The organism is Streptomyces sp. NPDC058751, assembly GCF_042746485.1.
GTDB lineage: Bacteria > Actinomycetota > Actinomycetes > Streptomycetales > Streptomycetaceae > Streptomyces.
The window spans coordinates 95,016-118,061 of record NZ_JBHYPZ010000028.1; the positions used below are offsets into that span (position 1 = coordinate 95,016).

The 23,046-nt window shown below is 67.2% G+C and carries 18 protein-coding genes and 1 pseudogene; 8 read left to right on the forward strand and 11 right to left on the reverse strand.

Annotated elements, in window-relative coordinates; genetic code table 11:
• Positions 1 to 398: 398 nt before the first annotated feature.
• Positions 399 to 2,027, reverse strand: coding sequence for an IS200/IS605 family accessory protein TnpB-related protein (locus tag ACFW6B_RS25165; RefSeq protein WP_386598982.1), 1,629 nt, complete (start codon positions 2,025 to 2,027; stop codon positions 399 to 401).
• A 389-nt stretch (positions 2,028 to 2,416) separates the two neighbouring features.
• On the opposite strand from ACFW6B_RS25165, the gene ACFW6B_RS25170 reads away from it, so the two are divergent.
• Complete coding sequence (locus ACFW6B_RS25170) at positions 2,417 to 2,875, forward strand: hypothetical protein (RefSeq protein ID WP_386598983.1); 459 nt, start codon at positions 2,417 to 2,419, stop codon at positions 2,873 to 2,875.
• A gap of 44 nt (positions 2,876 to 2,919) precedes the next feature.
• Here the strand turns inward: ACFW6B_RS25170 and ACFW6B_RS25175 are convergent, their stop codons facing one another.
• Entirely contained in the window at positions 2,920 to 3,135 is a 216-nt protein-coding gene (locus ACFW6B_RS25175; protein ID WP_037617573.1) for a hypothetical protein, read from the reverse strand.
• A 125-nt stretch (positions 3,136 to 3,260) separates the two neighbouring features.
• Here ACFW6B_RS25175 and ACFW6B_RS25180 point away from each other — a divergent pair, with 125 nt between their 5' ends.
• Positions 3,261 to 3,752, forward strand: a complete 492-nt coding sequence (locus tag ACFW6B_RS25180; protein WP_386598986.1) for a VOC family protein — start codon at positions 3,261 to 3,263, stop codon at positions 3,750 to 3,752.
• A gap of 40 nt (positions 3,753 to 3,792) precedes the next feature.
• Here the strand turns inward: ACFW6B_RS25180 and ACFW6B_RS25185 are convergent, their stop codons facing one another.
• Genes ACFW6B_RS25185 through ACFW6B_RS25195 form a run of 3 tightly spaced genes read right to left on the reverse strand, consistent with a single transcriptional unit; the run spans position 3,793 to position 7,276 of the window.
• Positions 3,793 to 4,143 carry a UBP-type zinc finger domain-containing protein gene (locus tag ACFW6B_RS25185; RefSeq protein ID WP_386598987.1) on the reverse strand — a complete coding sequence of 117 codons (351 nt, stop codon included), beginning with the start codon at positions 4,141 to 4,143 and terminating at the stop codon, positions 3,793 to 3,795.
• A complete protein-coding gene (locus ACFW6B_RS25190) occupies positions 4,140 to 5,606 on the reverse strand; it encodes an ATP-binding protein (RefSeq protein ID WP_386598990.1) in 1,467 nt (488 codons plus the stop codon). The genes ACFW6B_RS25185 and ACFW6B_RS25190 overlap by 4 nt, the downstream gene beginning before the upstream one ends.
• Entirely contained in the window at positions 5,603 to 7,276 is a 1,674-nt protein-coding gene (locus tag ACFW6B_RS25195; protein ID WP_386598992.1) for an FAD-dependent oxidoreductase, read from the reverse strand. The genes ACFW6B_RS25190 and ACFW6B_RS25195 overlap by 4 nt, the downstream gene beginning before the upstream one ends.
• A gap of 29 nt (positions 7,277 to 7,305) precedes the next feature.
• Between ACFW6B_RS25195 and ACFW6B_RS25200 the strand changes: the two genes are divergently transcribed.
• Positions 7,306 to 7,743, forward strand: a complete 438-nt coding sequence (locus ACFW6B_RS25200; protein WP_386598994.1) for a recombinase family protein — start codon at positions 7,306 to 7,308, stop codon at positions 7,741 to 7,743.
• 92 nt (positions 7,744 to 7,835) lie between these two features.
• On the opposite strand, the gene ACFW6B_RS25205 is transcribed toward ACFW6B_RS25200, so the two are convergent.
• The 4 genes from ACFW6B_RS25205 to ACFW6B_RS25220 form a co-directional block, all read right to left on the reverse strand.
• Positions 7,836 to 8,618 (reverse strand): transposase, encoded by a 783-nt coding sequence (locus tag ACFW6B_RS25205; protein ID WP_386599026.1) that lies wholly within the window; start codon positions 8,616 to 8,618, stop codon positions 7,836 to 7,838.
• Positions 8,619 to 8,775: 157 nt separating this feature from the next.
• On the reverse strand, positions 8,776 to 9,342 hold the full coding sequence (locus ACFW6B_RS25210) for a transposase (protein WP_386599028.1): 567 nt from the start codon (positions 9,340 to 9,342) through the stop codon (positions 8,776 to 8,778).
• Positions 9,258 to 9,821 (reverse strand): winged helix-turn-helix domain-containing protein, encoded by a 564-nt coding sequence (locus tag ACFW6B_RS25215; protein ID WP_386599030.1) that lies wholly within the window; start codon positions 9,819 to 9,821, stop codon positions 9,258 to 9,260. Before ACFW6B_RS25215 ends, ACFW6B_RS25210 begins: the two co-directional genes overlap by 85 nt.
• A gap of 65 nt (positions 9,822 to 9,886) precedes the next feature.
• Positions 9,887 to 10,606, reverse strand: a complete 720-nt coding sequence (locus ACFW6B_RS25220; protein WP_386598996.1) for an ISL3 family transposase — start codon at positions 10,604 to 10,606, stop codon at positions 9,887 to 9,889.
• A gap of 387 nt (positions 10,607 to 10,993) precedes the next feature.
• Here ACFW6B_RS25220 and ACFW6B_RS25225 point away from each other — a divergent pair, with 387 nt between their 5' ends.
• Both ACFW6B_RS25225 and ACFW6B_RS25230 read left to right on the forward strand, forming a co-directional pair.
• On the forward strand, positions 10,994 to 15,514 hold the full coding sequence (locus ACFW6B_RS25225) for an AAA domain-containing protein (protein ID WP_386598998.1): 4,521 nt from the start codon (positions 10,994 to 10,996) through the stop codon (positions 15,512 to 15,514).
• 1 nt (position 15,515) lies between these two features.
• Positions 15,516 to 16,331, forward strand: a complete 816-nt coding sequence (locus tag ACFW6B_RS25230; protein ID WP_386599001.1) for a hypothetical protein — start codon at positions 15,516 to 15,518, stop codon at positions 16,329 to 16,331.
• 269 nt (positions 16,332 to 16,600) lie between these two features.
• Here the strand turns inward: ACFW6B_RS25230 and ACFW6B_RS25235 are convergent, their stop codons facing one another.
• Complete coding sequence (locus ACFW6B_RS25235) at positions 16,601 to 18,790, reverse strand: ATP-dependent endonuclease (protein ID WP_386599003.1); 2,190 nt, start codon at positions 18,788 to 18,790, stop codon at positions 16,601 to 16,603.
• A gap of 319 nt (positions 18,791 to 19,109) precedes the next feature.
• On the opposite strand from ACFW6B_RS25235, the pseudogene ACFW6B_RS25240 reads away from it, so the two are divergent.
• Positions 19,110 to 19,874, forward strand: a pseudogene (locus ACFW6B_RS25240) (IS5 family transposase).
• Between the two features lie 190 nt (positions 19,875 to 20,064).
• On the opposite strand, the gene ACFW6B_RS25245 reads toward ACFW6B_RS25240, so the two are convergent.
• Entirely contained in the window at positions 20,065 to 20,313 is a 249-nt protein-coding gene (locus tag ACFW6B_RS25245; RefSeq protein ID WP_386599005.1) for a hypothetical protein, read from the reverse strand.
• A gap of 237 nt (positions 20,314 to 20,550) precedes the next feature.
• On the opposite strand from ACFW6B_RS25245, the gene ACFW6B_RS25250 reads away from it, so the two are divergent.
• Together ACFW6B_RS25250 and ACFW6B_RS25255 are read left to right on the forward strand one after the other, a co-directional pair.
• Positions 20,551 to 21,597, forward strand: a complete 1,047-nt coding sequence (locus tag ACFW6B_RS25250) for a hypothetical protein (RefSeq protein ID WP_386599007.1) — start codon at positions 20,551 to 20,553, stop codon at positions 21,595 to 21,597.
• Between the two features lie 389 nt (positions 21,598 to 21,986).
• On the forward strand, positions 21,987 to 22,826 hold the full coding sequence (locus ACFW6B_RS25255) for a hypothetical protein (RefSeq protein ID WP_386599008.1): 840 nt from the start codon (positions 21,987 to 21,989) through the stop codon (positions 22,824 to 22,826).
• Positions 22,827 to 23,046: the final 220 nt, after the last annotated feature.

The window sequence follows — 23,046 nt, forward strand, 5'->3', positions numbered from 1 at the left end:
ATCCGCCTCTCCCAGAAGTACGCGGGACGTGACGAAGAGTGTTCAACGGGAGACGGCTGGAGATGAGTGTTTTTACCCGGCCACACGGACGTCGCGCGCCCGTGCGAACGGTTCGGGCCGCCGTTTCCCGCGGGTTCACCGTCCGGCCTTCTCGTCGCGGTGCCGGTCCGGAGCCCACCGGGGACGGCAACTCCCCTTGCGGAAAGGTGAGTTGCCGAGGTGTCCGGAACAGGAGGGTGCCGGGGCCGCCGGGACGTGGACACCGGCGGGCCGTCCGGGAAGGATGCAGGATGCACCTGATGTTCTCCGCCCGCCGTGCCCAGTCGTCGCCCGCCGCCCGAACCGTCCGGAGGCCGTCTGTATGACGCGCGTTGACATGCTCTTCCTGGAGACCGTTCCTAGGGACTGAGCGGAAGTGGGTCCTGTCGCCAGGACCCGTGCTCAGCCGAACACCCCGGACGGTGTTGGGTGTTCTGGTCGCCCGCGTTCGCTCCGCGTCCGGGCGGCACGGATCGTGTCCGTGGTCCGGGAACGCGGGGGCGGGGTCCCTCACGCCCCGGGGAGCCTGGTCGGGCCTGGACGGTCCGATGCCCGTACCCATCGCTCTGGTGTGCACGGGGCGGTGCCGTCCGTCGCCGGACCGGGTGTCCCAGGGCGCGTCGTCCGATGGCCACGGCGGCAGCGTCGTGGCGGGTGGTCTTCCTGGTGGTGCTGGTGAGGGGTTTCTGCCAGTGCTGGGCGCCCCACCTGCTGGTGTAGGCGGGGTCGACCGCGACCAGCGGGATCCCGAGGTCGGCGGCCATGGATACCAGGCGGGCGCGCAGCCGGGCGATGGGCATGCCGGAGATCAGCTTGCGGAAGTGTTTGCGGCGGCCGTGTTTCTCCCGGCTGGTCTCGGTAGCGAAGTCCAGGTCCTCGACCGCGATCGCCAACCGGTGGCGAACGGCCCAGTGCAGCAGGCGGGTCAGCGCATGGCGCACCTGGGCATCACGGTGGTCGGCGGTGCCGGACAGGGTGTAGTCGAAGCGGCGCGGGGATCCGACCGGGTTGCCGTGTGCGTCAAGCCGCCAGGCGGCCGTGGGGGTCCCCCCGCGCGAGCGAAGCCGAGCGTGGGGGAGATCGGCGTTGGTGTCCACACCGATCAACCCACCGGCCTGCACGGCCGCCAGGGACACGGCCTGGACGGGTGGGAGGGTCCAGGACGCGGTCAGGTACCAGCGCTGACGCTGGACGTCTTCGTGGATGCGGTATGCAACGGCCCGGTTCACCTCGACGCGGTCGCGCCAGGTCTCGCCCCGGTGCGTGAACGACACCCGCGCCGCCAGGACGTAACGGCTGTGCGGAGCATTGGCCAGGTGAGCGAGTGGGGCCGGGAGCTTGATACTGACCTGCCCGTCGGGGCTGATCCGGATGGTCTCGTTGCCGTACCGCTTCCCGGACTCACCGTCCGCCTGCAAAAACCGGCGCGATGCCTCCCACCGGGATCGCCACTGCTCCCCGGTGAGCTGGGCCTCCTGCAGGTGGTGACGGGTGGTGAGCAGGCGTTTCCCGCCTCGCACCACCCGCACCCGCCCCGCCGCCCAGTCCGCCCGCGCCCGCTTCAGCCGGTCCTCCAGCACCCGCAGCCGACGCGCCTTGGCGTGCCACTCCTGCCTGCTGCGGTAACCACCTGGAGCCCGTTTCGAACCCTTCTCCCCCAGGGGGAGGGAGAGCCGGTGCCGGATCGTGTTCACTCCGGCTTCGAGCTGCCGGATGTGTGAGTGCTGGCCGCGCCGGGCCAAAGCCCACACATCATGCGTGGCCTTGGTCAACGACCCCGCCCACCGCGACGACGACAGCCCCGTCAGCTCCCGCTTCCGCGCCGCCCACGATTTGTTGTCGTGTTCCAGGCCGACCGCACACCGTGTCTTCAGATCCCGGGAAGCCAGCGAACCGAGATGGCCGCCGACCAGCCGCAACACCCTCTCGTCCTGGGGGGTGAGGCCCTTGAGCCGGTCCCGGACCGTCACCCCCGACGGACCGGGCATCACGAACGACGCCTTCACCGACCGCAACCCGCCCAACCTGCTCACCCCCAGACAACCCGGCCCCGAAACAGCCCGTCGCCCACCCAACGACCACTCTCCGTAAAGGTCACTCATTCGAGATGGGAACTCACGTTCCTTCCCATGCCATGCACGAGAGGAGACCGCTGGCACACGACCCCGCTTCACGCCCGCTCCCTGGAGTCCCTTCGGGCGCCGTCGTCACCGTCGTCGACCGGGCCCCGGAAAACGCCACGCCTCGCCACCCCTTCCGCCACGTAGGGATATCCACCACCATGCATATGCCGAGGTCCTGACGGGCGGACGCGGGGCTTGCGACCCGTGCCTCCCGCGTGCCTGCCGAGCGGAGAGAACCGACTCCGGGGTGATGCATGACGAACCTGACGTGGACGCGGAGCGTGGAGTGGCTCGCGGCGGCCGCCGTGAACCCGAGGACCTGCAAACGCCAGTGGGACCAGGGCAGCGGTGGTGTGCTCCTGGAGGCCGGGCGCTACTGGGACGTGCTGAGCGTGCCCGAGCAGCTCGGTCTGCTCGCCCTCGACATCCTGTGGTCCGACCTGATCCAGGTGCCGGGGCCCACACTGGTCGACCGCGCTGCTCAGCGCGTGGGCTTCTTCCTGCCGCCCGACCCCGCGAGCCGGTGGGAGGGTTCGGGGCTCCGCCACCTCGGCAGGGGCTCCTGGATCGCCGTACCGCCGCCGTACCGTTCGGCGGGAGCGCTGGAGTGGATCGTGCCGCCGGACGGGACGGGCGCGCTGCACCCCGTGCTGCCCCTGGAACTGGCGTTGCGCCAGGCCAACGGAACACTCGTCGTGCTGGCGCCGCCGTGACCGGCCGGGTGTGCCCCGATCGTCCCGTGGAACCGTGCGGGTCCTCAACCGGTCCCGTAGAAGTGCGCCTGGCCTCCGCGCCACTTCACCCACGCCGGATCGTCCAGCAGATCCTCCGCGTCAGGCAGTCCCGCCCGGCCGAGGAACTCCAGCAGATCCTCGTCCGAGAACGCCACGCCGAGGTTCTCACCCCGCGCGGTCACCTCACGGCCACTGGTGTCCAGGGCCGGATGCACAACCAGAGGAGCCCGTCCGGACATGTATCCAGCATCGCCCTTCGCGCCGGGTCGCGCATCCCGGCGGGCGGACGCCGGTCGCCCCGCGGCGGGAAAGTGGTGGTATCCAGTACGAGTGCGGTACCGGTTCTCTGCGTGAGGAGACGTCGATGGGCGCCATGGACCTGCCAGCGATCGAAGCGGAGCGTCAGCGGATCAGGGACGCCCACCTGATGCCGGAGAGGCCGCGGAGCACCGCCCGCGGCGTGCACCACGTGGCGCTGCTCTCCGCGGACGTGGAGCGGACCGTACGGTTCTACCAGGGCGTCCTGGGCTTCCCCCTCACCGAGATGATCGAGAACCGGGACTACAAGGGCTCGACCCACTTCTTCTTCGACCTCGGCAACGGCAACCTGCTCGCCTTCTTCGACTTCCCCGGTCTCGACCTCGGCCCCTACGCGGAGGTCCTGGGCGGACTGCACCACCTCGCCATCTCGGTCGACCCCGCCACCTGGCACGAGCTGCGCGGCCGGCTCGACGCCGCCGGGGTCGAGTACGCGGAGGAGAGCGGTGCCTCGATCTACTTCCGCGACCCCGACGGCGCCCGGATCGAACTGCTCGCCGATCCGCTCGGCGAGATGTACGGCAACAAGGTCCTCTGAGGCCGCGGCCGGAACCCTCCGGGGTTCCGGCCGCCCGGCTTCAGCGCAGCAGCTGGGCCCAGTTGGCCGGAACACGTCCGGCGGGGCCGGGCGCGGGCTGGTCGAGCGGGTGGCTCACCGGGGGAGCCAGCTCGGGACCCGCCTCGTAGAGCTCCGAGGTGTCGTAGTCCCAGAACCAGTCCTCGCCCGGTTCGAAGCTCTGGATGACCGGATGCCCGGTGCCGCGCGCGTGCGCGGTGGCGTGCTTGGCCGGGGAGTCGTCGCAGCAGCCGACGTGCCCGCACCGGGCGCAGCGCCGCAGGTGGACCCACCATCCGCCGGCGGCGTCGCACTCGGCGCAGCCCGTGCCGCTCGGCGGTACGGACGGGTCGATTCCGTTCGGTGTGGTCATGACGGCTCCTCCGAGGATTTCACGGCGGCTTCCGCGGCGGTTTCCGAGACGGTCAGGGGCAGGCGCACCTGGAAGCGGGTGTCGCCGGGCACGGACTGCACCATCAGACTGCCGTGGTGCTTGTTGACGACGATCCGCCAGGAGATGTCCAGGCCCAGACCGGTGCCCTCGCCCACCGGCTTGGTGGTGAAGAACGGGTCGAAGATCCGGTCGCGGATCTCCGGGGGCACCCCGGGACCCGAGTCGCGGAACTCGACGAGCAGATGGTCGCCGTCGGGCGCCGTGCGGACCGTCAGCGTCCCCTCGCCGCCCATCGCCGAGACGGCGTTGTCGATGAGGTTCGTCCACACCTGGTTCAGCTCGCCCGGGTAGGCGGGGATCCGGGGCAGCGCCCGGTCGTACTCCTTGACGACCTCGATGCCCGAGCCCATCTTGCCGGCCAGCATCATCAGGGTGCTGTCGAGCAGTTCGTGCACGTCGGAGACCTGGTAGGGCGCGCGGTCCATCTGCGAGTACTGCTTGGCCGCGTCCACGAGGTGCGAGATGCGGGTGGTGGAGTCCTCGATCTCGTTCATCAGCAGCTCGGTCTCGACCGTGTAGTTCAGCCACCGGACCGCGCCTTCGAGCGTCGGTCCGTCCACGGCCGCCGCGACCTGGTCCAGCCAGTCCGTGTCGAGCCCGGCCTGCACGAACGTCGGGGCCAGCTGCCAGCCGCCCGCGATGTCGTGGTCGTCGAGCCAGTCGGCGAGCGCGTCCTCCCGGTCGGAGGCCTCCAGCGGGCTCAGCGGGGTGGCCTTGGCGACCTGTTCGGCGGTCCGCTCCTGGATCTCGACCAGCGTCTCCAGGGCGTCGCGCGCGTACGGTCCCGCGGCGATCATCCCCAGTTTCTGCCTCATGTGGGCCACCCGGTCGCGCAGCGCGGAGGTGGCCCGCACCGCCGCCGCGGCCGGGTTGTTGAGCTCGTGCGTGAGCCCGGCCGACAGCGAGCCGAGCGCCAGCAGCCTCTCGCGCTGCCCGATGGTGCGCTGGGCGTTCTGGCTGCCGAAGAACATGCCCTCCAGCAGGTGGACGGCCATCGGGAACCAGTCCCGCAGGATGGCGGCGAAGCCGGCCGCGGGCAGCACGAAGAACCGCGACGGCTCGGTGACCCGCATGGAACCCTTGTACTGCGCGTCGCCCGGGCTGCTGAGATATGCCTGCATCGCGCCCGCGTACACCCCGCGCTGGGAGGTGCGGCTGATCTCCACGTCGTCCCCGCCGACCCGGCGCGACATCACGACCGTGCCCTCCAGGAGCACGTAGAAGCAGGTGGCCGGATCGCCCTCGGTGTACACCGGCCCGGGGTCGAACCGCTCCGTCCGGCCCTCCCGGCACAACCGCTCCAGCTGGTCGCCGTCGAGCTTCTCGAACAGGAACAGCGTGCTCAGCTCCGCCGCGTCGCACGGCACCGGCCGCCCGCTCACGACTGCTCCAGGTAACGGTGGACGAGCATGACGGCCATGGCTCCCTCTCCGACCGCGGACGCGACCCGCTTCGCCGATTCCGCGCGGGCGTCCCCGGCCACGAACACGCCGGGCACGTTGGTCTCCAGGTGGTACGGAGGCCGGTCCAGCTCCCAGCCGCGGGGAGGCTGCCCATCGGGTGTCATGTCCGGGCCCGCCAGGATGAACCCACGGCCGTCCCGCAGGACCGTCCCGTCCAGCCAGTCGGTGAGCGGGGCCGCGCCGATGAACACGAACATCCACTGCGCGTCGACGAGTTCGGTGTGGCCGCTCTCCACGTCGCGCAGCGTGAGCTGCTCCAGATGGCCGTCGCCGTGCGCGGACTCCACGACCGTGCCGGTGCGCACGGAGATGTTCGGCGCCTCGGCGATCTGCTCGATCAGATAGTGCGACATCGAGGCGGACAGCGAGGAGCCGCGCACCAGGATCGTGACGGACTTGGCGCCCCTGGCCAGGTACATCGCCGCCTGGCCGGCCGAGTTCGCGCCGCCCACGATGTACACGTCGTGGCCCTGACAGGCGGCCGCCTCGGTCAGCGCCGAGCCGTAGAAGACGCCGCAGCCCGTCAGTTCGGCCAGGCCCGGCGCCCGGAGCTGGCGGTACGACACCCCGGTCGCGAGGATCACCGCGTGCGCGGAGACCGCGGAGCCGTCGGAGAAGCGGACGGTGCGCGAGGCCCCGGTGACCTCCAGTCCGGTCACCTCGCGCGCGGTGAGGATCTCGGCGCCGAACTTGGCCGCCTGCCGTCGCGCCCGGTCGGTGAGCTGTCCGCCGGAGACGCCGTCGGGGAAGCCGAGGTAGTTCTCGATCCGTGAGCTCTGGCCCGCCTGTCCGCCGGTCGCGGACCGTTCCACGAGCACGGTGCGCAGCCCCTCGGACGCGCCGTACACGGCCGCCCCGAGCCCGGCCGGGCCGCCGCCGATGACGACGAGGTCGTAGAACTCCGAGGTGGGGGTCGTGGCGAGCCCCACGTGCGCCGCGATCTCCGGGTCCCGGGGCTCGACGAGCGGTGTGCCGTCCGGGGTGACCACCAGCGGCAGGCGTTCGCCGTCCTGCCCGGCCGCGTTCAGCAGGCGCTGCCCCTCGGGCGTGTCGGACGAGTACCAGCGGTACGGCACCTGGTTGCGGGCCAGGAACTCCCGGACGCCCGAGGAGCGCGCCGACCAGCGGTGCCCGACCACCTTGCAGGCGCCCACGGGCCGGTAGTCGCTGGCCCGCCACGCGTCCAGGAGGTCGTCGACGACCGGGTAGAGCTTCTCCTCCGGCGGGTCCCAGGGCTTGAGCAGGTAGTGGTCGAGGTCGATCACGTTGATCGCGTCGATGGCCGCGTTGGTGTCCGCGTACGCGGTCAGCAGGACCCGGCGCGCGCCCGGGTACACGTCGAGGGCCTGTTCCAGGAACTCGATGCCGTTCATCTGCGGCATCCGGTAGTCGGCGAGGATCACCGCCACCTGGTCGCCGCGCAGCTTCAGCTCGCGCAGGGCCTCCAGCGCTGTCTCCCCGGACTCGGCGCGCACGATCCGGTGGCCCTCGCCGTAGCGGCGCCGGAGGTCACGGGCGACGGCCCGTGAGACCCCGGGGTCGTCGTCGACGGTCAGGATTACACCTGCGGTTGATCGGGAAGGAGACATAGCACGACCGTAAGGGGCAGGGGAGGGCCATGGCGACGGTTATGGGGGCGCGGACGGCGCGGGAGTACCTGCGGGTGTCCAAGGGCAAGGGGAAGGCCGCTCGCAGCATCACCGACCAGCACCGGGACAACCTGGCGGCCGAGGCCGACCACGGCCCGTGGGCGTGGGGCGAGCCGTACAAGGACACCGGCAGTGCCGGCAAGTACGCGACCAGGACCCGTGACGACTTCGAGAAGCTGCTGGGCGACCTGACGTCCGGCGTGTTCGGCGACCCGGGCGATGTCCTCGTGCTGTGGGAGGTCAGCCGGCTCGCCCGCGAGACCGGTCAGGGCGTGGCCCTGATCGACGCGGCGGAGGCGGGCGGCTACCTCATCCACGTGACCAGCCTGGACCGCACCTTCAACCCGCGCAACTACGGCGACCGGCACAGCCTGAATCTGAGATGTCAAGCGTTGTCCCATAAATGATCTCTGGCATGCTGGCGCGTAAACCGTTCCGGGTTCGGTAGAGACCTCCGGAGTGCCCCGAGTTCGGTGGATTCGCGTTACTTGGTTTTACGCTACAGGCGCTGCACGTAGTTCGTACTCGACGGGAGTGAGCATCTGCAGGGGGGTCTGTCAAACGAGTGGCTCTTCCAAGATTTTCGTAGGCGTTGATCGGCGGTATCGAGTGGCCAGTTGAGGAGAACGAGCTGACGAAGGAGGTTGTGGCCGGCCCGGCCGTAGGTCAGCCGCTTGAGCAGTTTGATCTTTGTGTTGACGACCTCGGTGCGTCCGTTGTGGTGGGGCAGGGTGAGGGCGGCGTCGACCGCGGAACTGTCACGCTCCAGGCCGTTTGTGAAGGAGTGCAGAAAGGGCAGGTCGGCGGCGCGGGTTCGGGTGATCCAGGCTGTCAGCTGGTCGGCGTTGTCCTGCCCGGGCGTGAGCAACGGGGCGAAGGCCGCGGCCTGCGTGGTCAGGACGGTCATCTCCTCGCAGGCGCCGGCGAGTTGATCACGCTGGATGGATTGCCTGCCGTCGAGACGGTCCGGGTGGCGGATGAGCAAGCCGGTGACCTTGCGGGGCGACAGGGCTGCGTGGTCGGATTCCACACGGCCCTGGTTGATGTAGCGGACCAGGAGGTTGGCGCTGCCGGTGTGGCCCTGTTCACGGATTTCTGCCGGCAGATGGGTGACGGGGACGGCCGGGTCCTCGGCTCGGCGCTGTCGCAGGTGGTCGCGGTAGGCATCGACGAGGCATGCCCGATGGACGGGGGCTCGGATCATGCGGTCGGGCTCGCTGTGGCGTGCGTAGCGTTTGACCGTGTTGAGCGACACGCCAAGACGGCGGGCGCACTCGGGCATGCTCACGCCCCGTTCGAGCAGGTCGTGGACCTGCTGCCGGCGCTCGCATGTGGTGACAGCGCGCTTGTCCTCACGCAGCGGTGGCCCATACTTGGCCCAGCAGGAGACATGCGCACCCGCCTCCTTCAGTACCGCCTCCGTTACTGACCTCGGCTCGTTAGGGTGACGTGGGGTTTTCGAGGGTCAGGCCAGTGCCCGCTATGAAGCCGTCGAGGGTGGCGGGCCGATACTGAAGTCGTTTGAGCCGGTTGCGGACGAGGGCCTCGAGCCGGTCGAGAGCGACGACGGCGAGGTTGGCCAGGCTGCGTTTGACATGCGCCCATACCCACTCGACGGGATTGAGGTCGGGCGAGTAGGCGGGCAGCAGGAACACCGTCAGCCAGGCCCGTTCGGCGATCAGCTCACGCATGGCGCGGGAGACGTGCGTGTTCAGGCGGTCCCAGACCAGCACGATCGGCGCCTTGACGAGGTGATGGACGCCGTCGATCAGCGCGATGAAGTCGCGCTCGCCCATGCTGCGGCGCTTGCCCTTTCCGGCAGGGTGGGTACGCAGGCGGTGACACAGCCGGGTCCGGGAACCGGGCCGCATGGCGATCAGCCCGGCCACCGACAGGCGTCCCGAGCGGCGGCCGCTCACCGTCACCTGCGGGGTGCGGCCGCGCCGACCCCAGGTCCGTCCTCGGGGCGGCCGGCGCGTGAAGCCCGCCTCGTCCTCGAAGCAGATGTAGCCCCCGCAGGCCGCCCGGACCCTTTTACCTCGGCCCAGGTCGCCTCCTTCCAGACGGTGACGGCCTGCTCGTCGCGCTCGGCCACCCTGCGTGCGGGCACCTGCGGACTGAAGCCGAGCCTGTGCATCAGCCGGGTGGCCCCGGAGACGCTGTAGGAGACATGGAACTTCCTCCCGATCAGCGTGGCCACCCTCGCCGCGGTCCACACCTGGTCCTCCACCCAGCCATGCGCGGCCGGCCCCTCATCGAGGTATGCCGTCAGTTTTTCCAGACAGCGCGGCGACAGACGGCACCGCGAACCACCCGGGCCACGGGAGACCAGAGCCTCGGTGCCACCGTCCCGCCACAACTGCTGCCACTGGTAAGCCGACTTCACGCTCACCCGCAGCCGCCGTGCGACCTCCGGCGGCTTGATCCTCTGTTCGAACAGCCCGGCCGCCTGCATCCGAACCGTCTCCCGGCGCTGACGCCCCACAGCGGTCAGCCCGCCCCCATCCGCATATCTCACACATCACGGATACAGCCACCACTCCAGGCCCATCAGAGACTTCGAGAAAGATCACCCTGACGAGCCGAAGTCAGTAAACCGTGCCACAGGTGCCGGCGGTCACTGACCTGCACGATCGTCGGGTCGGCTTCGCGGACGGCTTGAGCAAAGCCGCCGGAGCCGTCCCGGCACAACACCCGGATGCCAGGATGCTCACGCACCCAGGTCGTCACTGTTTGCTTGGGCCGGTCGGGCAGCACCTCGATGCGCTCGCCGGTGTCCGCATTCGTGATGATCGTGGCGTAGCGGTGGCCCTTGCGGAGGGCGAACTCGTCGATGCCGACCACTTCGGGCGTCGGCCGGCTGGGCAGCGGGATGCGCATCAGCCGGTTCAGCACCGATGCCGAGGACAGCGTGTGGTGCAGCGTCGCGAGCAGCCGCGCCCCGGCGCAGCCGGCCAGTGCTGCCGCGACAGCCTCGACGATCCGCCGCAGCGCCGGCGTCCTGCGCTGATAGCGCTCCGTCAGCCCGTCGGCCTGTTCAACGAACGTCTTCCTCGGGCAGACCGCGTTCTCGCAGTACAGACGACGCACCGACACGGAAATCCGCACCGGCCTGCCGCCGATCGCCTCATCGGCGACCTGCCGGACATATCGACTGTGATCCCACCTCGAACTCTGCCCACAGCCCGGACACAGCACAGCCACTCCCGCAGCGGTCCGCACCGTGATCCTCACCAGGCTCTCGCCCGGCTCCACCTTCTCGATCAGCACCGAGGCCAGGTGCGGAAGGAGATTCCTCAGCTCAACACAACACAGTGTCAGCCTGGCCCGCATGGCGCCTTGACCGATCCGAAACCACAGAACCGATCAACGTCTACGAAAATCTTGGAAGAGCCACTCGTTTGACAGTCCCGTTGCTGTTCACCAAGGGCGGCAGCTGCTCCGTGCCATGGGTTAGCCGCAGATGGCGAGGCTGAAGTGCACCGGAGGACATTCATGTCCGGAAATGATTGTGCATGAGCCCCGTCACATTGCCCAGTGTGCAGCCGTCAGGGATCCTAAAAGGCTTGCCACAGTGGCAGGCGTTTGGGGGATGTGATGGCCCGCCCGGCAGTACGTGATGGCAGCGATCCCAAAGCCGTCCGTGACACTCGCGTCTTGATCGACTGTCTGCAAGAGCTGGTGCGGGGCGCCGTCTCCAAGACCATCCGTGACTGTGCCAAGTACCCGGAAACGGTGTGGCTCGCGGACGCTCCCGATGGGACCGTGCGCCGTGCTGTGGACGCCGACCCTCGCGTCATGGTGGTCAAGCACCGTCCGCCCATAGAAGCACCACAGCTGCCGGCGATCCTGCATGGCAGGGTGTCTCCCGAGGCCGCCGCCACCGCTGGACCGCAACCTCCCGACCTGATCGACAACACCCCGAGTGACCGTCAAATGGCTGACGACCAGGCAAGTGTGGAGGAGAACCAGCCGGCACTGGAGAGCGGCAGCTCCGAAGAGCGCAAGGCGTACGAGACGTGGGCCGGCAAGTGGATGCGATGGTCGCAGGAAGAGCTGGCGGCCGAGCCGCAGCGGCGCCTGCACCAGCAGTTGTACCGGATGGCCAAGAAGATCGAGCAGGACAGTGACACCTTCGAAGTGGTCCTGGCCGTAGGTCTCTTGCAACTGGGAGCCGGTCGTCCCTCGGCCCGGGTCCGCAGGCACATCGTGACAACACCCGTGACCCTCACCGTTGAACCGGCATCGATCAACGTGACCGTTTCTCTGGTGCCTGAGCACCCCGGCCGTCTGGAAGACACCGACTTCCTCAGCGAGTCCGACGGCTACACGTCGGAGCTGCTGGGGGTCGTGCGCTCCGCTGTCGAGGACGTCACCTTCCACCCGCTGTCGGACCGGGCGGCACAGGCAGTGCGCTCGTGGGCGCAGCGGGCTTTCGGCGTCGACCGCGTGCTCCCGGTCGACGCCACCGGCCAGCACCCCGAAGACTTCACCGCTGAACCCCATGCGCGGTCACTGCATCTCGCGCCCGCGCTCATCCTGCGCGAACATAGCCAGCGCTCCATCCTTGGCTTCTACGAGAGCATCGCCCGGGCACTGAAACGTCCCGGAGCACAAGCTCCTCTGGGACTGGCGCAACTGCTGTACGACCTTGACCCCGAGCATCGGACGGCCTGGGGGAGCAGGAATGGCTCCGTGCCGCCGGCACTGGGACCGGATCCGCTGTTCCCGATGATCACCAACGCTGCCCAGCGCGATGTCTTGGACCGGCTGCAGCGCGACACCAGTGTCGTGGTCCAGGGCCCGCCGGGCACCGGAAAGACACACACCATCAGCAATCTGATCGCCGCACTCCTCGCGGACGGCAAGCGAGTCCTAGTCACCAGCGCGAAGAGTCAGGCTCTGAATGTGCTGCGCGACCAGCTGCCGACCAAGCTGCGCAGCATGTGCGTGATCCAAGGCGATCAGTGGCAGGGCGGCAACTCCGATCTGAGCCAGTCGCTGGGAGCCTTGGCGCACCTGAATGCGACAACGAACCTCGCTCGGCTTCAACAGCGCATTGACGACCAGCAGACGCAGCGGCACCAGCTCATGGCGGAGCAGGCCAAACTCCAAGATCGCCTGCGTCAGGTCCGTGAAGTCGAGTGGTACGAGCATCCCGAGATCGCGCCGGGCTACCGAGGGCGGCTTGACGACATCGTGCAGGCCATGGAACACGGCGCAGCCGAATATCAGTGGCTACCGCCCCTGGATGTCCAGGCCCCACAGGTCCCGCCACTGACCACGGACGAAGCTGAGCGACTGTGGCTGCTCGTCACCCAGCATGGTCCCGGCATCCTGGACGCCCGCATCCAGTTCTGCCCGGACCCGGCCACCCTGCCAGATCCGATGGAGGTTTCCCACTGCATCACGGAACTTCAAGGAGCCGAGGAAGCCGTCGGCCGCGAGCCGGTCATACCGCTGGCGCAGGAACTGGCGGACCACGGTGACGCGCGGCTCATTGTGCTGGAAGCGCTCCTCGACCGAGCTCAGCAGGCCCTGCAGAGGGTAGGGCTGTCCGCGGACCCCACCTCCTGGCAGGCGGATACCTGGTCCACGCGCGCGCTGCAGGACGGCATCGCCCAGCGATGGCAGCAACTGTGGGACAGCATCCGAAACGCCTCACAGCGTGCACAGCAGACCCACGACGAGATAGCCGCTGCCTCCTTCCCAGAAGTAGAGATCCCCCGCCTCTCCGAAAGCGAGGAGAAGGAACTCCTGATCGCGGGCCGCAATCTAGAGCAACACGTCCTGCGCACCGGAAAACTGAACACGCGATGGCCCCGGCCGGCCGTCGTCAAGCAAGCCCGATTCCTCCTTGAACAGTGCCGGGTGGAAGGCATGGCGCCAGCCGGTCGAGAGCACATCACCGCGGTCGTACGGCAACTGGAGATGCGCGCCCACGCCCGCACCCTGCGCGGCCGGTGGACCGGCGTCGGATCGGCCGTCGGACAGGACACCACCGAACTGATGACGTCCGAGCTCCTGGACAGGGCCGTCATCCTGCAAGCCATCGACACCTGCGTGGAGGTCATCCGCCAGGTCCACGCAACCCTGCTGGCCGACGGAATCCAGACACCGGTCACGACCGCCGAGCAGTGGCGCGACATCCGCCAGGCCACGGCCCAGGCCCGCCAACTCCTGCACGTCAGCACCGCAACACAACGCTTCGAAGAACTTCTCAAGAGCCTTCCGCCGCCTCACCCGCATGGCGTCGACGAGCTGCAGCGCGCGGCGGATGCCGTAGCGGCCCGTGATGAGCAGGCCTACGCACAGGCGGTGGACGCACTGGCTGCGGCATACCAGCGTGAGGCAGACCGGCGCGAGACCGGGAAACTCTTCGAGTGCCTCGCCGAGGCCCACCCCGAACTCGCCAAGGACTTCGCCGGCGATCCCCTCGCCCCGCACTGGCGCTCCCGGTTCGCCGCGCTGCCCCAGGCCTGGGCATGGCGGCAGGCGCAGGACTTCCTCGACACCCACCTGCTCCCAGGACGCGAAGATCAGCTCGAAGGCGAACTGACTCAGACCCAAACCCGGCTGCACGACCTGGTGGAACAGCTGGTCTGCGACCGCGCAGCACTCCATTGCGTCAGCCGCATGACCACCAAGCACAAACAGGCCCTGGCTGCGTACGCCAGCGCCGTGGCCAACGCAGGCCAGGGAACCACCGAGTACGGCAAACGCCACCAGCGTCACGCGCGCTCAGCCATGCAGACAGCGCAAGGAGCGGTACCGGCGTGGATCATGCCGCTGAACCAGGTAGCGGAAACGATCAGTCCAGAGCCGGACTCCTTCGACGTCGTCATCGTCGATGAAGCAAGCCAAGTGGGCCTGGATGGCCTGCTGTTGCTCTGGCTCGCACCCCGCATCATCGTCGTCGGCGACGACCGGCAATGCGCCCCGTTCTACAGCGGCAGCAAGCACGACCGGATCACCCAGATCTTCGACGAGCGCATGGCCGACCTCGAACCCTGGCAGCGCGAAGGCTTCGACCCCAAATCCAACCTGTACGAACTCCTCCAGTCCCGCTTCACCGAAGTGATCCGTCTCACCGAGCACTTCCGGTGCATGCCAGAGATCATCAAATGGTCCTCCATGCAGTTCTATCCCGACAACCAGCTGGTCCTGCTGCGCCAGCACGGCTCCGACCGCCTCCCGCCGCTGAAGGTCGTCCATGTGCCCGAAGGGCACTGCGAAGGACGCCGCGACAAACTCACCAACCGGCCCGAGGCAGAGGCCGTCGTCAACGAACTGCACCGCCTCACCCAGGACCCTGCCTACGCAGACCGCAGTATCGGCGTGATCATCCTGCGCCACGGCGACCAGACACGACTGGTACAGGACCTCGTCGACCAGCGCATCGACGTGTCGGCCCGCGAACGCCACAGCATCCTGGTCGGCACGCCCGAGCAGTTCCAGGGAGACCAACGCGACGTCATCCTCCTGTCGATGGTCGTCGACGGAGCCAACGTCATCGCCGCGACCGGCCGGAACAATGAACGACGCTTCAACGTGGCCGCAAGCCGGGCCCGCGACCAGATGTGGCTCTTCCATTCCCTGACCGTCGACCAGCTCAGCAGCAAAGACCTGCGGCGGTCCCTGCTCACCTATATGGTGAGCCCGCCCCCGCCCTACACGCACCCCCACCAACCCGCCCACGTCAGCGCAGACCGACACTGCGAGCCCTTCGACTCGCTCTTTGAGCAGCGTGTCTTCCTGCGCATCAAGGAACGCGGCTACGACGTGGTGCCCCAGTGGGAAGTCAACGGAAAACGCATCGACCTCGTGGTCACCGGAGGCCACGGACGCCTCGCAGTGGAGTGCGACGGAAGCCCTCACCACTCCACACCGAAGCAGATCCACGACGACGCCGAGCGCGAGCGGGAGCTTCGCCGCGCCGGCTGGACATTCTGGCGCATACGCAGCAGCGCCTTCGCCCTCTCGCCCGACGAGGCCTTGGAACCTCTGTGGGAACGCCTGACCGAGCTGGGCATCCATCCCCGCACGGTCAGCGCGTCATCCATCGATGACGCGCTGACCGACATGCCCTGGACTCCGGTCGGCCTGGCCGAGGCCGAACCCGACGAAGACACGGACCCCTACGACGGCGAGCCGGACGAAGACAGCGAGGGACACTGACATGGACAACTACGACGACAGCACCCTCGAAGAACTCGCCGCCATGGTCTGCGGTGACGAGCCGGGCATGAAACGCCGAGCGGGCTGGGAACTCGCTCCATTCCTCCGCCGGGCCGGCTGGGAAGACGTCCCCGACCACGACGGAAGCCCGCGCCACCGCTGGGTCCACACCATCCTGCGCGAACGGCAGGAAGACCAGGCAGGCGACACCGAGCGCGTCATCCTGCGCCTGGCCAACCGACGGGAATACCAACAACAACCCGCCGACTACGACGCCGTCATCCAGCGCCTCCAGGAAGTCCTCGCCGTCGAAGGCCGCCGCATCGACTACCGCAAAGGGCAGCCGTTCCTCATCGAGTACGACCCCGACGAACCCCCTCGCCCGCAGCGCGTAGAGCTCAAGGTAGCCATCACCGACATCGTCTCCGATCCCGACCTGGCCCGCGCCGTTCAGCTACGCCTGGACGAAGCCCGCATCTGCCAAGAACACGGCGCCTACACCTCCGCCGTCATCATGCTCGGGAGCCTCCTCGAAGGCGTCCTCGTCCACGCCGCCGACGTCAGGCCCGCGACCGTGTCGCTGACCCGGACCGCCCGCGACACACGGCTGCAGGAGCTCATTCAGCACGCTCATACCAACCAGTGGATCGACCAGGACGCAAAAATGGCTTCGGACCTGCTGCGGACCTACCGCAACCTGGTCCATCCCCTCGCGGAGAAACGAGCCAAACACAGCGCAGACTTCGACACAGCCGACCTCTGCTGGTCCACAGTCAACGCTGTGCTCAACGACCTGGCGGCAAGCAACCCTCAATAGGCGTCGGTAACGACGTTAACGAGTTTGACAGGAATGTGGCAGCCCCTTTTTTACCCGTTAACGTCGCGTTGCTGTAGCTTGCACCATCGACAGCGACCGCAGACTGAACGCAAACCCCTCATGTAAGCCATTAACAGTCCCGACGTGGACACAACCAAATTCACTGCCAAAGGCGGAAGGTGGCTTTGCGGTGAGCACCTTCGAACCGGAAATATCCGGGGCGTACTGATATTCTCCGCAGCGGTGCACACAACCGAGAAGCGTCTGAGTCATTCAACTGTAGATGTTTCCCCGAGCTCAACTGGCGGTCCCTCTGTTGCAGCCTGCTCGGGAATCTCAACCGGGGGCGATTCCAGAGAGATCGTTCCGAAGAATGCCTCGAAGATGAGATCGAACTCGCAACCAGCGGAGTCTTTAAAGACAGGCAGGCCGCGGATGGCTTCGGCAGTGGTGTACCGCTCGCAGAACGTGCGAGCACGGTCGTTCTTGTTGTTCGATTCGTTCGTCTGCAAGTCCGGATAGTAGGCCTCGATGGCCCCGCGCTCCCACACGTAGATGTTCTCTTCACGGAGCATTCGCAGCAGGTCCAGCTTCATCTTCTCTAGCTCAGGGTCACTGGCTTCCTCCAGGATCCTGCGCGCCGCGCCTGAAGCGGATCGGGCGAAGAAGGCGTCGACAGCGGCGTTCAACTCGTTGAACCCGCACAGTCCCTGCGCGTGCTCCTCCTGCTTGATCTTGGCCTGCCGCCACAGTTCCCGTGCGCTGCCGCTGGTACGGATCCCCTTGAGAGTCCTGTTGGAAACCTCATCCGATTCTTCCTCCTCCACCAACTCCGTGACCCGGCACACGAGTCGATCACGCAGTTCACGGCACTTTTCGCTGGCGCCCAGCTTGTCGAAGCCGTCAAGCACGGCATCCAGGTCAGCGATGACTGCGACCCGCATCTCGAAACGCTGGAAGAACTTGCGGTACCGCTCGATGCTTCCTTTTCCCTCTACCTTGGCGATCGCGGCACCACGCTTCTCGAAATCCCACTGGGGGCTGAGAGTGCGCGCGATATGGGGAATGAGAGTTCGGTCGCTGGGGCCCTCCACGAGCAGAACGGAGTTGGCGAAGAAGGCGGCCTCATTGTTCTCGTACGTGATGATCTCGAACTGGTCCCGGGCGTTCATGTCGGACAGGTCAATCACACAGGTCCGGCTGGCCGGCGGATCCAGAGTGTGGTCCTTGACGACCTTCACGAAGGTACCGGTTGCCCCGGGGGCACAGAACGCAGACGAGTGAGTACTGACCAGGACGTCGTTGTAGTGAGAGAAGATCGTCAGGGCTTCAAAGAGTTTGCGCTGCGCCTGAGGGTGGAGGAAGACCTCCGGCTCTTCGAACAAGAGCAGACAGGGCTGCTGGGCACTGTCGGGCTGCGAAGGCCGTGCAGTCTTGAGGTCCACGTACGTACGCAGGATCGCGAACGCCACCGACCTGCGCAGACCGTCTCCTTTGGTCTTGAAAGGGCCACTGACGCCGTCGTTGATGGCGATCTGGGCCTCCTCCAACAAACTGCGAAGTCGGGGTGGGGGAATCTCCAGACGCACACTCGCACGAGGGAAGGACTCTTGGAGGTTCTGCTGGATCAACGTCTCGATCTGGCGCACCTCCGGCAGTCGCCGGTCCGACTCGCTGCCGTCCTCCTCCGCCACCACATTGAGTTGGTTCCGCAGTTGGTCGAAAGAGGCTTCCAGCTCAGGGAGTTGATGCTCGATGTCTTCGAACAGAAGGGACAGGAGCCGACCGAACGTTGCTGATGACGTGGTCTTGAGATCGTCGTTCAGCTCTTTCACAGCCGGGATGTAGATTGGCTCCGGCAGCAACGGAGCCACCGACTTATCCAGGCCGGTCATCAGAGGATCGTCGCCCGTGCTGTAGGCGCCTTCCGGAAGAGCGGCGACGAGTTCAGCCCACTCTCGTCTCACGGCCACACGCGTGATCTTGCCGGACAGCTTGTCGAAGATCTCTGGGTAGACACCTCGAACGTTCGCCTCCAGCTCCTCAGTGGAGATCTTGGGGCGGAGTACCTCCTCAAGAGCTGGTTTCCGCAAGCGAGCATCGCTGGGCACCTTCTTGACCACCCACATGGAGCCCTTGCCCGGACTGGGGTACGTCCGGGCCAAGGTGAGGCGGCCGTCGCTCACCTCTGGCTCAATACGTGAGCGGTGACTGTCCTCCAGTCGCTGAAGGTCAGCCTCGTGGATTTCGGAGAAGCTGAGCTGGATGCGAACGGGGCGGGCGGGATTGAGGAAATCGGCCTCCGTGACGGCGGCTGAGCGCAAGAAGATGTTCAAGGCCTGGAACACAGACGACTTCCCCGCGTTGTTCTCGCCGATCAGACAACCAAAGCGGGAGAGGCGGATGTCAACCTGGCTGAGTCCGCGGAAGTTATCGATCTTGATGTGTGCGAGGCGCATGGTGCTCCAGAAGACTGTCGGGCCGAACCGACATCGTAGATGCCCGTGTTGCCTCGACGCGGAAGTTCAGACACCACGGGAGCAAGGCCCATTCCGGGAGTTGACGCAGCACAGGGAGCAAGGGCCCTCGAACGGGGGCAGGAAGTGGGAGGCATCTACGCATCGACTCGATGGGGTGGATCGGACCTGCCTACTGAGCCGTTTTCATCCTGTCTCTATGGGGTGAAGCAGCAGGTCAGCAGGGGTGTGCAACGAGACGAGGCTCCTGGTCGTTGTGGTGGTGTTCTCTACGCACCACGCATCGTCCGAGGAGCCTCGCTTGGTCCCGTATCGTGCCACGGTCGATGTCCCGCATGAGCTCGTTGAGCACGTTTCCTGGCTCATCTACGCACGAAGGTGTGAACGCCGCTCACGCTGGCGGAAGTTGGGCTGTTTCCGGCAGGCTCTGCTCGTGCTGGTGCATCTGCGCAAGAACGAGACGCTGCCCGATCTGGCAGCCGGGTTCGGCATCTCGACAGCCACTGCCTGGCGCTACGTCGGCGAGACCCTCGACGTCCTCGCGGCATGGGCGCCTGGCCTGCACGAAGCCCTGACCGGCCTGGGCGAGGGCGACCACGTCATCGTCGACGGCACCCTGATCCCCATCGACCGCATCGCCGCCGACGAGCCGTACTACTCGCAGAAACACAAGAAGCACGGCATGAACGTCTAGGTCATCGCACAGCCGGACGGAACCCCGCTCTGGTTCTCGCGCGCGACACCGGGACGCACCCACGACCTGACCGCAGCACGAGCCCACGGCATCGTCCAGGCGTGCCTGACCCGGCAGATCCTCGTGCTCGCGGACCGGGCCTACCAGGGCGCCGGCGCCACTTTCCGCACCCCGTACTACCACCACCGCGAACAGCCAGAGCACTACCAGCAATTCAACCGCGACCACGCCCGGCTGAGAGCGCCCGGCGAGCGCGCCTTCGCACAGCTGAAGTCCTGGCGAATCCTCCGTCGTGCCAGATGCTCCACCCGCCGCATCGGCACCATCGTCCAAGCCGTCCACACACTCCTGACCTGCAGCTATTCAGGATGAAAACGGCTCACTGGACCAGCGTTGAGCCGACAGCTCTCTCGGCTTCAGCTCCGACAGGATCGTGACGGCCGTGGCACGCAGTTGGGACCATTCATCGTCATCGACGGGCCCCGATCCCGGGACCTCCCCCAAGTCCACGCGGAAAGTCTATGAGCCGAGTCCGGAGGCTGAACAGCCCCCGTCGGGGCGGCTACGACACGGCGATCGTGCGGCCCGCCCACGCCGTATGCCGGGCCCGGGCGGCAGCACGTTCCTCGGGGTGGGGGGTGAGTCCGGCGGCCCGGGCAGCGGTCTTGACGGTGTCGGCGGTGATGCCGCCGCGACGCTGCGGGTCGCGGGCAGGGCGACCGGCGGCCTTGGCGCCGATGTTGCCGTGCCGGTCGATGCGGCGCAGGAACGGGCCGGGAGTGAGCTGCCCGTCCTCGGCAAGGACGTCCATTCTCGCACCGCGTGTACGGGGCAGATCTCCTGATCGTCCTGGGCGAGGATGCGGACCTCCTGGCCGCAGGCAGCCTGGTCGGCCTTGGACCGGCGGATCTTGGCGATCAGGGGGTGCCGCCAACGAACGTGTCGCGAGCCCCCAAACGGGCTCTGCCTTGCGGCATGTCGCCCGTATGAGTGATGACAGGGTCGAACGGTCGTGCTGGGCAGGGCTTGGCGAGGACGATCGGTGGCCGTGGGTCGGCAGCTGGTGGGGATGGACGAGTTGGTCGAGCACTGGACGCACCGGAGCCTCAACCACAGCCTGGTCACCCAGGTGACCCCCATGAGACCGCCGACCAGATCAAGCACCGGAGAAAGCGACGCCATGCAGTCAGTCAGTCGGGGAGCCCGCCGAAGCGGTGTCGTCCTCACCCTCGCGGCGGCGTTGCTGGTCGGCGGCTGCGCCTCTCAGGAAGACAGCTCGGCGGAGAGCGGCCCAACCGCAGGCCTCGCCGAAAGCGGTACGCCCTCTGGCGAAGCGCGGGACGATGCAGCGCCTCCGGCAGCTGACACGGCCAATCCCCAGGACTTCCCACCTGCACTTGTCGGGACGTGGGACGGCGACAGCGGCAAAGTCTCCTACCGCTTCGACACCTCGGGGAACTACACCTTCGCCGGGGTGGATCCCGACCTCAACGTCTCCATGGCCTGTAGCGGTCGAGCTCAGGCCCGGGACGCCATGTTCGTGCTGACTCCCGATCCGAACGGATCCTGCAGCAGTGCCGTCGAGCGCATCCCCTGGTCGCTCGAGGGCCTCACACTGCGACTCGGTACGCTCCGGCTCACCAAGGATGTGCCAGCCGACTCCGCCGAGTGCCTGCTGGGCACCTGGGACCTCGATGTGGCACAAGAGACGTACCCATTGTCCGCATGGGACGGACAAACGCCTGACGATGTCGAGATCGCGCAGACCGGTACGGACGACTCACTGGGCACTCTCGCTTTCCAGGCCGACGGCACGGGCACCTCCAGCTTCACTGTGTACCTCAGGACGACCACCGCTGGTACCGAGGTCGCTGTTCGCCACAATGTCCGGTACACGTTCCGCTACCGCGTCTCCGGCGACACCGTCTCCTACAGCGACGTCAGCGGATTTGGAGAAAGCACCGTCCTTCTCGACGGAACCGTCCTGCGCACCGTACCCGCCAAGAACGAATCCCTTCCTGACACCTTCGAGTGCAACAGCGCAGCTGTTTCCCTCTCCGGAGAGGGCTACTCGTACACCTATCAGCGCAGGTAAACCGGGTTGCCGTCGACGGGCGATACAAGGCTCTGGATCACTTTCCGGGCTCTGCCGCCGATTTGGGAGTGGCGGCGATCAAGAGCGGGTGGGCATCACCTGGTTGCGGGGATGCGGTTCGCCTGGCCGACCTTCTTTTTCCGAGGGTTGGGGCGGCGGCAGAAGGAGTGGTTCTTGGAGATGCCGAGGTCCGGCTGACTGTGCGGTCCACGGTGGAGTCGGCCGCCTGCCTGGGACCGCCAGGCGCTGTCAGTGACGGGGAATACGACGAAAACCGGATCAACCTCCGCGCCCAAGGCTCTATCGCGTCACAACCCGGACACCAAATGTACACCGACTCTCCACATGCCTGATGATGTCCCCTCAAGCACAACGTCCCAGGGGAATCCGTGAACCAGCAGCACCCGCAGCAACAGCCCCCTTCGGGGGCACCCCAGCAGACCGGATGGGGCGCACCTCCAGCGCAGCCGCCGAAGAAGCGCAGCGCCGGGAAAAAGGTCGGCTTCGGCTGCCTCGGTGTCCTCGCGTTCTTTCTGCTGGTAGGCATCGTCAGCGGGGGCTCTGACGACAGTGGCAGCGGCAAGAGCGGGAACAACGCGAGCGGCGCCAAGCGCGCCGCCCAAGTGCCGCACTACAAGGTCGTGAAGCAGGACAAGACCGGCAACAAGCGAAACGTCGTTGTCGAGGTCGGCACCACCAAGAACCTCCGAGGCGTGTTCAACGCGGTGACAAAGAGCCTGACCGACGAGGCCGGCTACTACGTCATGATCAACTGTTCGACCGGCGGCACCAAGTCCGTCGACAACCGACTGGCAAATGGCCAGTACGCCATCGGCAGCATGGGTGCCGCCACTACCGGCCTCAAGGACGGGAGCACCGAGTTCTCGACGAACAAGGGACAGACGTGCCCGGTAAGCCAGGCGGAAGAGACCCGGCGGGATACCGACAAGCAAGCCGCCCTCAAGGCCGCCGGCATTCCCCCCGAGCCCACGGGCGCCAAGCGTGCCGAGCTGCTCAGGGCGCTCGCAGCAGCCAACCCGGACATCGTGAAGTACGAGGGCAAGGCCATCGACGCCGCACGCAACCAGTGCAGCGCCATCAACGGCGACGCCACCAACGTCAACCGTCTGGCATCCTCACGCTTCACGTACAGGGACGTCACCACCACCGAAGCACAGGGCAAGCAGATCAACCAAGCCCTCAAGGGCCTCGGCTTCTGCAAGATCTGACACACCCTCGGCCCGGCCCGCCTCCGCGCGGCCGGGCCCCGTCAGGCCAGGGGCACGGTGTCACCGAAGCCAGCATCCTTTGGCCCTGGCGTTTCAGTACCCTGGCGGCCAGCGCCGCACTGGTTGTTCGGCGGCCGGGCAACGACACAGCCCGCCCCACCCTCGACGACCTTGCCGAGGACCACGATACGCAGACTCAGGCAATCGCCCAGGCCGAGCC